The 12,119-nt window shown below is 27.8% G+C and carries 13 protein-coding genes; 9 read left to right on the top strand and 4 right to left on the bottom strand.

Translation table 11 applies throughout. From position 1 onward, the window contains the following. The first annotated feature begins 32 nt into the window (after positions 1–32). The 5 genes from hemW (at position 33) to CBLAS_RS03275 (ending at position 4,489) form a co-directional block, all read left to right on the top strand. Positions 33–1,082 carry a radical SAM family heme chaperone HemW gene (gene hemW, locus CBLAS_RS03295; protein WP_106870118.1) on the top strand — a complete coding sequence of 350 codons (1,050 nt, stop codon included), beginning with the start codon at positions 33–35 and terminating at the stop codon, positions 1,080–1,082. A gap of 46 nt (positions 1,083–1,128) precedes the next feature. Continuing rightward, the gene (gene tatB / locus CBLAS_RS03290) at positions 1,129–1,548 is read left to right on the top strand and encodes a Sec-independent protein translocase protein TatB (protein ID WP_106870116.1); all 420 of its coding nucleotides are present in this window, start codon (positions 1,129–1,131) and stop codon (positions 1,546–1,548) included. Next, the gene (gene tatC, locus CBLAS_RS03285) at positions 1,548–2,294 is read left to right on the top strand and encodes a twin-arginine translocase subunit TatC (RefSeq protein WP_106870114.1); all 747 of its coding nucleotides are present in this window, start codon (positions 1,548–1,550) and stop codon (positions 2,292–2,294) included. The genes tatB and tatC overlap by 1 nt, the downstream gene beginning before the upstream one ends. After that, positions 2,287–3,306 (top strand): tRNA preQ1(34) S-adenosylmethionine ribosyltransferase-isomerase QueA, encoded by a 1,020-nt coding sequence (gene queA / locus CBLAS_RS03280; RefSeq protein WP_106870111.1) that lies wholly within the window; start codon positions 2,287–2,289, stop codon positions 3,304–3,306. Before tatC ends, queA begins: the two co-directional genes overlap by 8 nt. A 238-nt stretch (positions 3,307–3,544) precedes the next feature. Next, positions 3,545–4,489: a hypothetical protein gene (locus CBLAS_RS03275; protein ID WP_106870109.1), complete on the top strand. Its 945-nt coding sequence runs from the start codon at positions 3,545–3,547 to the stop codon at positions 4,487–4,489. Positions 4,490–4,682: 193 nt separating this feature from the next. Here CBLAS_RS03275 and ruvX read toward each other — a convergent pair whose 3' ends face one another. Genes ruvX through ilvC form a run of 4 tightly spaced genes read right to left on the bottom strand, consistent with a single transcriptional unit; the run spans position 4,683 to position 7,939 of the window. Continuing rightward, on the bottom strand, positions 4,683–5,078 hold the full coding sequence (gene ruvX / locus CBLAS_RS03270; RefSeq protein WP_106870106.1) for a Holliday junction resolvase RuvX: 396 nt from the start codon (positions 5,076–5,078) through the stop codon (positions 4,683–4,685). Further along, on the bottom strand, positions 5,075–5,842 hold the full coding sequence (gene dprA, locus CBLAS_RS03265) for a DNA-processing protein DprA (protein WP_106870622.1): 768 nt from the start codon (positions 5,840–5,842) through the stop codon (positions 5,075–5,077). Before dprA ends, ruvX begins: the two co-directional genes overlap by 4 nt. Further along, entirely contained in the window at positions 5,826–6,914 is a 1,089-nt protein-coding gene (locus CBLAS_RS03260) for a divergent polysaccharide deacetylase family protein (protein ID WP_106870101.1), read from the bottom strand. Before CBLAS_RS03260 ends, dprA begins: the two co-directional genes overlap by 17 nt. A 2-nt stretch (positions 6,915–6,916) precedes the next feature. Next, positions 6,917–7,939, bottom strand: a complete 1,023-nt coding sequence (ilvC, locus tag CBLAS_RS03255; protein WP_106870099.1) for a ketol-acid reductoisomerase — start codon at positions 7,937–7,939, stop codon at positions 6,917–6,919. Between the two features lie 129 nt (positions 7,940–8,068). Here ilvC and CBLAS_RS03250 point away from each other — a divergent pair, with 129 nt between their 5' ends. The 4 genes from CBLAS_RS03250 to CBLAS_RS03235 all read left to right on the top strand — a co-directional run bounded on the left by CBLAS_RS03250 (position 8,069) and on the right by CBLAS_RS03235 (position 12,114). Further along, entirely contained in the window at positions 8,069–9,997 is a 1,929-nt protein-coding gene (locus CBLAS_RS03250) for an RNB domain-containing ribonuclease (RefSeq protein WP_106870097.1), read from the top strand. Further along, positions 9,990–10,988: a DNA polymerase III subunit delta gene (locus CBLAS_RS03245; RefSeq protein ID WP_106870094.1), complete on the top strand. Its 999-nt coding sequence runs from the start codon at positions 9,990–9,992 to the stop codon at positions 10,986–10,988. The genes CBLAS_RS03250 and CBLAS_RS03245 overlap by 8 nt, the downstream gene beginning before the upstream one ends. Positions 10,989–11,088: 100 nt before the next feature. Next, positions 11,089–11,535 (top strand): 30S ribosomal protein S6, encoded by a 447-nt coding sequence (gene rpsF, locus CBLAS_RS03240; RefSeq protein ID WP_106870092.1) that lies wholly within the window; start codon positions 11,089–11,091, stop codon positions 11,533–11,535. A gap of 18 nt (positions 11,536–11,553) precedes the next feature. After that, entirely contained in the window at positions 11,554–12,114 is a 561-nt protein-coding gene (locus CBLAS_RS03235; protein ID WP_106870090.1) for a single-stranded DNA-binding protein, read from the top strand. The last annotated feature ends 5 nt before the right edge of the window (positions 12,115–12,119 follow it).

Below are 12,119 nucleotides of genomic sequence, written 5' to 3'. Positions count from 1 at the left end.
TTTATGGTTAAATTTAACAAAAAAGAGTTAATTTGCATATATATATCCACATACCATTTTGCACCAAAAAATGCCCTTATTGTGCCTTTGGCTCATATGATAAAAGCTTTGATATGGTTAGTGATTATTTTAAAGCACTCTGTTTTGAGATAAAAAACTACAAATTTAAAGAAATTTCAACTGTTTTTATAGGTGGTGGAACCCCTAGTTCTATAAATTCAAGATATTATGAGCCAATTTTTGAATATCTAAAACCTTATATTGGTAAAAAAACAGAGATAACAACAGAGGCAAACCCAAATAGTGCAACTTTTAATTGGCTAAATAGCATGAGAAAAATGAGAGTAAATAGAGTTAGTTTTGGAACTCAAAGTTTTGATGAAAAAAAGCTAAAATTTCTTGGCAGAAATCATAGTGCAAATGATACAAAAATGGCTGTTTTTAATGCAAAAAAAGCTGGGTTTAAAAATATTAATTTAGATATTATTTATGGGACAAAGCTTGATAGTAAAAAAATGCTTGAATTTGAATTACAAAATTTGCTAAATTTAGAGATAAATCATATAAGTGCTTACTCTTTAATTTTAGAAAAAAACACATCTTTTGAAAACAAACCACAATTTCAAAAAGACAGCATCGTATTAGCTAAATTTCTCTTTAAACGGCTAAATGAAATGGGGTTTAAACAGTATGAAATTTCAAATTTTGGAGAAATTTGTAAACATAATCTTGCTTATTGGAAGCTAGAAAATTACGTAGGATTTGGTGCTTATGCTGTAGGATTTAATAAAAATAAAAGACTGTATTCTCCAAAAGATTTAATAAAATATATAAAAAATCCACTTCAAAAAGAGATAGAAAATTTAGATAAAAATGATTTAAAAATAGAACATATATTTTTAGGACTTAGATCAATTTTGGGTGTTGATAGTCAAATTTTAAATGAAAATGAGCTCAAAAAAGCTAAAATTTTAGAAAAAGAAAATAAATTAAGCTATAAAAATGGTAAATTTTATAATACAAACTTTTTATTAGCAGATGAGATAGCGCTTTTTATATATGATGACTTTACGAAAAATTAAAGAAAAATAGGTAAAATAGCTAGATATTTATTAATTAGGATATAAGATGTTTGGAATGGGCTTTTCTGAGATATTTATGATAGCTGTAGTGGCAATACTTGCACTAGGGCCTGATAAATTACCAAAAGCAATGTATGAAATAGCAAAATATTTTAAAGTGCTAAAAAAAACCATAAATGATGCAAAAACTAGCTTTGAACAAGAGGTTAGAATAGCAGAGTTAAAAGAGGATGCACAAAAATACAAAGAGTCTATAAATAAAACAAAAGAGAGCGTTAGAAAAAAATTAACTTTTGAAGAATTAGAAGAGATAAAAAGCGGTTTAAACTCTGCAAAAGAGGTAGCTAATAAAAATTTAGAAGAGATAAAAAAAGATATAGATAGTGTTAAAAATATAGATACAAAACAATCTACTAAAAACAAAACCAAAGAAAGTAATAAAAATAAAGAAGTGAGAAAAAGTTAATGTTTGAAGATTTAAAACCACATATTATAGAGCTTAGAAAAAGACTTTTTATATCTGTTTTAACTGTAATAGTGCTTTTCCTTATATGTTTTGGATTTTGGGAATTTTTTCTAGAACTTATGTTAGCTCCATTAAAAAAAGTCCTACCTGAAGGTAGTGAAGTGATATTTACCCACCCAGCTGAAGCCTTTTTTACATCAATGAAAGTTTCATTTTTTGTAGCTATTTTACTATCTTTACCTATAATTTTTTGGCAATTTTGGCTTTTTGTTGCTCCAGGTCTTTATGATAATGAGAAAAAATATGTTATCCCTTTTGTAACTAGTGCTTCAACTATGTTTGCATTAGGTTGTGCTTTTTGCTATTTTTTTGTAACTCCACTTGCTTTTAATTTTTTAATAAATTTTGGAAGTGGAACATTTACAGCCATGCCTAGAATTGGAGAATTTGTAGGGTTTTTCACAAAATTTTTAATAGCCTTTGGTCTAAGTTTTGAACTTCCTATAGTTACATTTTTTCTAGCCCTAGTTGGACTTATAACAAACAAAAGCTTGAGTGACTTTTTTAGATATGCTGTTGTTTTTATATTTTTGTTTGCCGCTCTTATGACACCGCCTGATGTTATAAGTCAATTTTTATTAGCTGGACCACTTATAGTTTTATATTTACTATCAATATACATTGCTAAATTAGTTAACCCTTATAAACCTGAAGATGATTTAAGTGAAGATATAGAAGATGAATGATTTAGACCTAATTTCTAGCTATGATTATGAGCTACCAAAAGAACTCATTTCAAGCAAGCCAACACTACCAAAAGAAAATGCAAGGCTTTTGGTTTATGATAGAAAAAAAGATTTAATCTCACACTATAAATTTGGTGATTTAGTTGAAATTTTGCCACCTTGTGATATTATATTTAATGATACAAAAGTTGTAAAGGCTAGAGTTTATGGTGTAAAAGATACAGGCGGAAAAGTAGAACTTCTTTTAAATACTCCACTTGAAGATTCAAAATTTAACGTTTACATAAAAGGTCATGTAAAAATAGGAACTATTTTAAATTTTAATAAAAACTTAAAAGCAAAAGTTATAGAAATAAATAGTGATGGAACTAGGATTGTCTCTTTTTCTTTTAAAAACAGCCCTCTTAGCACAGATGAAATTTTTAATTTTTTTAATAATATTGGTCATATTCCACTACCTCCATACATAAAAAGAGATGATAATAACGATGATGAAATTTGGTACCAAAGTATATTTGCAAAACATCTAGGGGCAGTTGCAGCTCCCACAGCTTCACTTCATTTTAGCGATGAAATGGCTAATGAATTAAAAAAAACACATGAACTGCACTATCTAACTTTGCATGTTGGCGCTGGAACATTTAAAGCAATCAAGTGTGAAAATATACATGAACACAATATGCATTCTGAGTATTTTAATATACCTAGCAAAACAGCTGAAATTTTAAAAACAAATAAGCCGATTTTAGGGGTTGGAACAACTGTAACAAGAGTTGTTGAAGAATTTGCAAGAAATGGTAAGCAAAATGGATATTGTAAACTTTTTTTAAACCATTCAAATAGACCAATTAGGCTGAATTATCTACTTACAAATTTTCATCTTCCAAAATCAACTTTAATAATGCTAGTTTCATCATTTTTAGGACTTGAAAAAACTATGGAAATTTATGAGATTGCAATAAAAGAAAGATATAAATTCTACTCTTATGGAGATGGTATGCTTATACTATAATTTTATTTAAGCATACTTTACTCATTGCTGCTTAGCTAAAATTCATTACTCTAACATTTAAGGTATTAGCTACCATATCATTTTTGATTTTAACTTGATTTTTAATAAACAAACTTAATTTTAAATATCAAAAACCAATGAAAATTTCATAAATTCATTTAAGTTTTATTTAGATAATATTTTATTATTAGTTTAATATGTTTAATTTAAATATTAAATCCACCTATAAAGGAAACAGATGGATAAAAATGAAGAACTAAGAAAAATATTAGCTGGGAGAAAAGCAAAAACTACTACACAAAATTCGAATTTGGATAAAGAAAATAGTAATTCAAACTTAAATAGTAGACTAAATAATCAAAACTCAAATTTAAACAATAATATAAATTTAAATAGTAAAAATGTAAATAAAACAAATCAAGACATTAAAAATCAAGCAGAAGATAAAACTACAAGCTCAATCTTTAAAAGCAATGAATTAACAAAAAGTGGTAGAGATTATAACAAAGAACCACTTATTCTAAAAGATTATACTATTGCTATGATTATACATGACATATTAAATATTTTTCTATGGTTTGTATTATTTTTTGTTATTATTGGAAATACTAATAATTATGAAAATCATATATCAATTTTTGGTCTTATTCTATTTTATTCTATTATTTTTTTTATTGATATTTTTTTATTTTGTATCATAACTAAAAGTAATCGTATTATTATGCTATATAACTCAGTAGCTTTATTTTATAAAGATAATAAATTAATACGAAAGTTTAATATGATAGCAGATAACAATATAGAATTTAATTCTTTTTTTCATTTAATAAAATCTTATTATTTTATTATGTTGCCTATAGCTTTAATTTCTATAATGATTGCAATTACAGAAAATGACAATAAAATCTATATTTTGTTATCAAAAGTGATATTTTCACTAGTTTTAGCAATTCTTTATGATATTTTATTTAGAGCTATTATATATAAAAAATCAAATAAAACTTTTGATAATTTTATAAAATATTCTTTAAAACTTAAAATAGATATTGGTTGGATTAGGGGTCATAGAAGCATTGACCGTAAAGGAATTTCAATCTTTTTCTTTAATAAAAAAGATTATATGGAAATAAAAAAATACTTATATGTAGTTTTTGGTAAAAATTTAGATACAAATAAACAATAAGGAGAAAGTATGCATTATTTAGACAGAATCAACAAATCAAATAGTGAGTTAGATAGAGCTGAAAAAAGATACTTAAATACATTATGTTTATCTGATGAAATATGAAGTTATTTTTAGGTGTTCTAAAAAGTAGTTAAAATTTAAAAACTTAAAAAATACAAACAAGACAACAAATAATATAAATTTAAATATTCTATTTAGTAAATTTTTGTTTTTCCAAATACCTTTGAAGTATAACAAGTGCTGATAAACTATCAAGTTTACCATCTTTTTTTTTATGATTTGCAACACCAAACTCACTTGCTTCAATACTTGAAAAGCTCTCATCTATATATATTATCTCACCACTAAAATCTAACAATGAAACAAAATGCGAAATTCGTCTTCTCATCTCATCTTCGCTACTTCCACCAAGTGGAATTCCAACAACAAGCCTTGCAACACTCCACTCTTTTAAAACACTACTTACATCAAAAGCTGCTTGATTTCTGTTTTTTCTTAAAACTGCATTTATAGGAACGGTTACGCCATTTTTATAACCCAAAGCTATACCTATTCTTTTTAGCCCAACATCAATGGCTGCTATCATTTTATAACTATCCTTGAACCTAAAATTTCTATCTTTCCTTGAAGCTCATATTCATAAACTAAATCTCCAAATTTAAGATGAGCATCATTAAAGCTACTATTTGTTTTTATAAACTCAATCACTTCATCGTTATCATTTTCAATATGACTTAAATTACCAAATTTATCAGCAAATTTATCTATATTATAGATTAAGTTTGCTTTTTTAGTAGCTAATAACTCGTTTGTTCCTATACTTTCGTTTATTTGATGTGGTAAAACATAAACAGGAATGCCTAGCTCCATAGCTAATCTAGCACTTTGCAAAGATCCACTTCTTAACTCAGCTTGTGCTACAACTAAAGCCTCACTTAGTGCTACAACTATTCTATTTCTTTGTAAGAAATGGTGTCTTAAAGGTCTGGTTTTTGGTTCGTACTCACTTAAAGCAAGTGAGTTTTCATAAATTTCTTTAATGTTTTTTTCATTTGTTTTTGGATAAATGATATCTAATCCATTTGCAAAAACTGCTATAGTATTAGGAAATGCTCCTTTATGTGCAGTTATATCAACCCCTAATGCACCACCACTTACAACACAAACCCCTCTTTTACTAAGAGCACTTGATAGTTGCAAAACCAAACTTTTAGTATAAAAACTCATTTTTCTTGAGCCAACAATGGAAACTTTTAGCATATTTAAAAATTCTAAATTTCCTTTAAAAAAAAGCTTTTTTGGTGGATTTTGAAGCTTATTTAATGCATCTATGTTATCTATAGTATTCATAAATCTCATCTAAATATACTAATTCAACATTTTTTAATAGCTCTTTGCTGTTTTGGATCGCTCTAAATGTATTTTTTCTAGGGTGTCCAATGGCTATTGCAAATCCTTTTTTGTTTGCTATTTTAATCGCTTCTTTTATCTGTTTTTTAATTTCAACTTCACTATCTTTATTATCTAAAAAAACATCTCTATAAATATATCTAAAACCTTGCTCTTTAGCCACTTGCTTTATCTTACTAGAAAATATAGTCTTTGAATCAACTAATTTAAATCCATACTTGTTTAATGCCTTCGATAACATTCTAGTTGAGTTTAAATTTGATGTAAATTTACTGCCTGTGTGATTGTTTAAAAACACTGCTCGTGAAAAATTTTTACGAACATCTTTTACAACCCGTTCAATCTCATCATAACTATCTGTTGTCATTAAAGTTTTAATTCTTTTTGAATTAAACCCCATAGCCTCAAGTGGTAAATGTATCATAAAAAAATCAAATTGATTGGATAGTTTTGGAGTATTTGGAAAATCACTAGTTGGTGGAAAAAAAGATGGTGTGATTTTTAAATTAAGCTTTTTTATGCCATTAGTATGCTCTTTTGAAGCTACATCATCAATAATTAAAACTAGTTTTGGTTTTTTTAGTCTTGATGGCTCTTTTACTTTAAATGCTGGAGAAGCCATTTGGATGTATTCATTAGGTAAAGAACTATTTAAATCCTTTAAAGATTCTTTTTTAATCTTTGCTAAAGTATCATTATCATCTTTTTTCACAACTTCTTCGGATATATTAGTGTTTTTTTTAATATCAATTTTAGTTGTTTTTGAAGCTTTTGCAACAGGATCTTTTGTTTGAATTTGTAGTTTTTTTTCAACCACTATGTTTTTTGAAATTTGATTGTTATCTTTTTTATTAAAAGTATAATCCAAAGCGGCATATGTCAAAAATCCTGTAAGAAAACACAATACAACTAATGTAATTAAATTTAAAAAAGAAGAGCTGTTTTCTTCATTAACTCTTCTTTTTTTTCTTTGGGTAGGCCTCTTTTTAGGGGCTATCTTTTTTTTTACCAAGTTTAATTTTTATCTTTATCTATTATTTTATTTTTAGATATCCAAGGCATCATGCCTCTTAGTTTTTTTCCAGTTTGCTCTATAAGTGAACTTTGCATATTTCTTCTTTCTGCATTCATTTTAGTATAGCCTGCTTGCTTTTCTAAAATAAATTCTTTTGCAAATGTCCCATTTTGGATATCTTTTAAAATATCCTTCATAGCCTTTTTTGATTCTTCGCCTATAACTCTTGAACCGCTCATATAGTCACCAAATTCAGCTGTATTAGATATAGAATATCTCATATCAGCAATTCCACCTTGATACATCAAATCGACTATAAGTTTTAGCTCATGCAAACATTCAAAATATGCCATTTCAGGCTCATATCCTGCCTCTGTTAGTGTTTCAAATCCAGCTTGAACTAATGCTGTAACACCGCCACATAAAACAGCTTGCTCACCAAAAAGATCAGTTTCTGTTTCATCTTTAAAAGTTGTCTCTATTATACCTGTTCTACCACCACCAATAGCGCTTGCATAAGAAAGTGCTATTTCCTTGGCTTTTCCACTTGCATTTTGATGAACAGCTATTAAATCTGGGATTCCCCCGCCATTTACAAACTCATTTCTAACAGTGTGTCCTGGTGCTTTTGGTGCTATCATAATAACATCAATTCCCTTTGGTGCTACAATTTGTCCATAGTGAATGTTAAATCCATGTCCAAATGCTATAGCATTTCCCTCTTCTAAATTTGGCTCTATCTCATTTTTAAAAATTTCAGCTTGATTCTCATCAGGAGCAAGTACCATTATAATATCAGCTTCTTTTGTAGCATTTGCTACATCTAAGACTTTAAAGCCCTTTGACTCAGCCTTACTCCAACTACTTCCACCTTTTCTAAGACCAATTACAACTTCAACTCCACTATCTCTTAAATTTTCAGCGTGAGCGTGACCTTGTGAGCCAAAACCAATTATAGCAACTTTTTTACTTTTTATTAAGTTTAAATCACAATCTTTATCATAATACACATTTACAGCCATTAACTATCCTTAAATTAAAATTTTACTATTATATCATAAAAACTGCTTCAAACACAAAAATAAACTTCCTTTTATTAAATTTAACTATATTTTGGTAAGATAGTCTAATCAAAATAAAAAAGGGCTTATTTGAGACAATTTTTAGAAAATTTATTAACGGGCGTAGATGAAAAAACTATAAACTCCGAAAACAAAGAGGTGTTAAGAAATTTAAAGATGATAAATGCAGTAACTAAGCACAAAAATCTATATTTTTTAAATAGTGGGTTTATATGCGGAAAACTTGACATTTCACAAAACGGCACGGGTTACTTAAACATATATGATAAAAAATTTAGTAAAGATGCCATCATAGATAGCAAAAATTTAGGTAACTCAAAACTAGGAGATATCGTTCTTGCTAAGATTAAAAGTTCAAAACAAAATAGGCTTAAAGCCAAAATCATACTAACGCTAAAACCTGCATTTTTAACAAGTGTTGTATATACTAAAAAATTTAGCAAAGAAATTTTGGGAGTAAATGTAAAAAGCGGCTTAGCAAGTTCTTTAAAAGCTACTCAAAAATCTCTTAAAAAAATGCCACTTGGAACTTTACTTAAGATAGATAATTTAAGTAATAATATAGTTGAAGTTTTAGGAAATATAAACGATAGCTTTATCGATGAGAAAATATCACTTGCACTTTATAATAAAAATGATGAGTTTAACAAGCTTTGCGAATTAGAAGCAAAAAGCTTTGGAGATAGCGTTGATAAATCTTTGTATCCAAAAAGAATGGATTTAACACATCTAAATTTTTGCACAATTGATCCAATTGATGCTAAAGACTTTGATGATGCAGTGTATTACGATAAAAATAAAAATGAACTTTATGTGGCAATTGCTGATGTTAGCGAGTATGTTTTGCCATATACTGCTATTGATAAAGAGGCTAAATTTAGAGGGTTTTCTATATATTTTCCACACAAATCAGTTCCTATGCTTCCTAGAAATTTGAGCGAAAATATCTGCTCTTTAAAACCAAATTTAGATAGGCTTGCCTTTTGTTTTAAAATCACTTTGGATGATAACTATAATGTTAAAAAAGAGGAGCTTTTTGAGGCTATTATAAACTCAAAAAAAAGATTTAACTATGACGAAGTTGATGAGATAATCAAAACAAAAAAATATAGCGATGAGAATTTAAGAAAAAATGTGCTTAATCTTTATAATTTAAGTGTAAATATTAAAAAAATTAGACTTAAAAAAGGGTTTGATTTTAGAACAAATGAGCTTAGAATGGAGTTAGATGAGAACTTAAATTTAAAAAGCACAAGATTTGAGAGCTCAACCCCTGCACACTCTTTAATAGAAGAGTGTATGCTTTTAGCGAACAAAGCAGCAGCAAAAAGGATAGAAAAAGGGGTATTTAGAAACCATGATAGTGTGGATTTTAAAAAGATTGAATTTTTACTTCAAGATCTTCTAGCTTTGGGTATTGAGGTTAAGTTTAACAAAGATATAGTTAAGCTAATAGGGGAAATCCAAAATATGGCTGATAAACAAGAGATTAGAGAAGATATAGATAAACTAATTATAAAAGCACAAAAAAAGGCTGAGTATGCACCACTAAATAAAGGACATTTTGGGCTTGGTTTTGAAAAATACACACATTTTACAAGCCCTATTAGAAGGTATTCTGATCTAATTTTACATAGGCTTTTAAAAGCGAATTTAAGCAAAAATGATAAGCTGTTTAATTATCTGCTTTTAAACATTGAAGATACTTGCAATAGTTTAAATGATCTAGAAAAAGAGGCAGATAAGGTTGCATATGATTTTATGGATAGAAAATTTGCAAGATGGGCTAAGGAAAATTTAGGCTCTAAATTTAGATGTTATATAAATGAAAATATAAACATTTGCACGGTAAAATTAGATGATAAAATCAAAGGCGGGCGAATTTTCATAACAAATTTCACTGATGATCTTTTAACTAAGGTTTTAGTTGAGATAACTGATGTTGATATACCTTCGGCTAAAATTTTTGGAAGAGTGGTAAAAAAATTAGATGTATAAAAAAGATTTAGACACGCTACTATATAGTAAAAACTTACCAAATTACATACTTTTAAGAAGCAATGATGAATTTCAAAATGAGCTTTATGCAAAAGAAATACTAAACTACTTTGGTAATGAAAATTTAGTATCTTTTTACTATGATGAGTATAGTTTTGAACAAGCTAAAAACACACTTGAGCCATCTTTGTTTGGCGATAAAAACATAGTTTATATAAAAACTAATAGATGCGTACCCACAAAAGAGATAAAAGTTTTAATTGAACTTTGTAAAAAAAGCCAAAATAACTATCTAATTTATGAACTCTTTGAAGATATGACTAAAATTTCAAATGATTTTATAAAGGCATTTGAGAAAAATTTTGTTAGGTTTTTTAAACCAAATAACGAAAATGAGGCTTTAGCTCTAATGCTTAAAAAAACAAATATGCTAAATTTAAATGCCAACACAGCAGCACTTTTACAAATATATAAAATTCATAATGAAAATCTAAATTTAGTGGCAAATGAGTTAGAGAAATTTGCGATGCTTGGAATTGACTTAAGTTTAGAAAATATGCAAAAAATGGTCTATCCTTTAAGTGAAGTTAGTTTTGAGGAAATTTTCAATAAAATTATAAACTTGCAAGATTTTAGAGATGAATTTTTTAGATATATACAAAGCGGTTCATATAATGAGAGTGAGTTTTTAAACTATATGTATAGTGCATTTTTTAAAATCTTTAAAGTCCATAGCTATATAAAGATTAATGGCAAATTTGATGCAAGGGAAATTTTGGGATATATTCCACCTACTTATGTTCAAAATGAACTTAAAAATCAGGCTTTAAAATTTAATACAATTTTATTAAAAAATATTTTTATTCATCTAAATAATGTTGAATACAGCTTAAAATCAAAACAAAAATTAGATAAGACAAATTTCATGTTATCATCCTTGCTTAAACTCCAAAGAATAATAGCCAATAAAAACAGTAAAAGTAAAATTTAAGCATTTTTAGATATAATAACTAGTTAATTTGCATTAAAATGCGGATTTCCTTGCTTGTGAAAGCTAAATTTCATAAGCTATAAAACCATAAGGAGAAAAAATGAAACATTACGAGGTTTTATTCATCGCTAAGCCAACGCTTACAGAAGATGAAACAAACAAACAAGTTGACTTTGTTAAAGAAGTTATAACAAAAAATGGCGGAGAGATAGCCTCTGTGCAAGAAATGGGAACAAGAAGACTTGCTTATCCTATCAAAAAATATGAAAGAGGAACTTACTTTGTAGTTTACTTTATAGCACCAACTGCTCTAATAGCTGAGTTAGTTAGAAACATAAGAAATAATGAAAATATTATTAGATTTTTAACAGTTAAGTATGAAAACAAAAAAGAGGTAGCTGCGTGGGATAAGCTAAGTAAGGGTATAAAGTTCTCACCAGAAAGAAGAGAAAGAAGAGCTCCTAGAGAAAATAGAGTTCAAGAAACTTCAAAAGAAGAAAAAAACGAAGAAGCTTCTAAAGAAGTAGAAAATACAGAAGAAGCCTAATAGACTTAAGGATAATACATGTACAATAAAGTAATACTAGTTGGCAACCTAACAAGAGATATCGAAGTAAGATATGCAAACAATGGTTCTGCTATAGGAAATACAGCCATAGCTACAAGTAGAAAATTTACAACCAATGGCGAAAAAAGAGAAGAGGTATGCTTTGTAGATATTACTTTTTTTGGCAGAACAGCAGAAGTTGCTAATCAATATCTTAAAAAAGGGTCTAGAATTTTAGTTGAAGGAAGATTGAAATTTGACCAATGGCAAGATCAAAATGGCAACAACCGCTCAAAACATAGTGTAGTCGTAGAAAGCATGCAAATGCTAGGTAGTAATGATATGCAAAAAACAAATCCAACAACAAATTCTATGACAAATCAAAACAGCCCTTATAATTCACAAAACAATAACTATGGAAACCAAAACTCTAGCTACGGCTCATCTAATAATCCTAGCAATCAAAGCAGTTATTATAATAATCAAAATAGCAAATATGATAACAAATTTGAAGAGAGCATTCCAGAAGTTGATATTGACGATATGGGCGAAGATGGTGATGAAATTTTACCATTTTAATAATT

Origin of the sequence: Campylobacter blaseri, from assembly GCF_013201895.1 — a bacterium.
Taxonomy (GTDB): domain Bacteria; phylum Campylobacterota; class Campylobacteria; order Campylobacterales; family Campylobacteraceae; genus Campylobacter_B; species Campylobacter_B blaseri.
Note: the sequence above shows the minus strand (reverse complement) of the source record. Positions and strands in the feature narration are given on the sequence as shown.

What these genes read in the sequence shown, in the direction of transcription:
- tatB (WP_106870116.1), top strand. Translation starts at nt 1,129, where the DNA reads ATGTTTGGAATGGGCTTTTCTGAGATATTTATGATAGCTGTAGTGGCA.
- tatC (WP_106870114.1), top strand. Translation starts at nt 1,548, where the DNA reads ATGTTTGAAGATTTAAAACCACATATTATAGAGCTTAGAAAAAGACTT.
- queA (WP_106870111.1), top strand. Translation starts at nt 2,287, where the DNA reads ATGAATGATTTAGACCTAATTTCTAGCTATGATTATGAGCTACCAAAA.
- CBLAS_RS03275 (WP_106870109.1), top strand. Translation starts at nt 3,545, where the DNA reads ATGGATAAAAATGAAGAACTAAGAAAAATATTAGCTGGGAGAAAAGCA.
- ruvX (WP_106870106.1), bottom strand. Translation starts at nt 5,078, where the DNA reads ATGATAGCAGCCATTGATGTTGGGCTAAAAAGAATAGGTATAGCTTTG.
- dprA (WP_106870622.1), bottom strand. Translation starts at nt 5,842, where the DNA reads ATGAATACTATAGATAACATAGATGCATTAAATAAGCTTCAAAATCCA.
- ilvC (WP_106870099.1), bottom strand. Translation starts at nt 7,939, where the DNA reads ATGGCTGTAAATGTGTATTATGATAAAGATTGTGATTTAAACTTAATA.
- CBLAS_RS03245 (WP_106870094.1), top strand. Translation starts at nt 9,990, where the DNA reads ATGTATAAAAAAGATTTAGACACGCTACTATATAGTAAAAACTTACCA.
- rpsF (WP_106870092.1), top strand. Translation starts at nt 11,089, where the DNA reads ATGAAACATTACGAGGTTTTATTCATCGCTAAGCCAACGCTTACAGAA.
- CBLAS_RS03235 (WP_106870090.1), top strand. Translation starts at nt 11,554, where the DNA reads ATGTACAATAAAGTAATACTAGTTGGCAACCTAACAAGAGATATCGAA.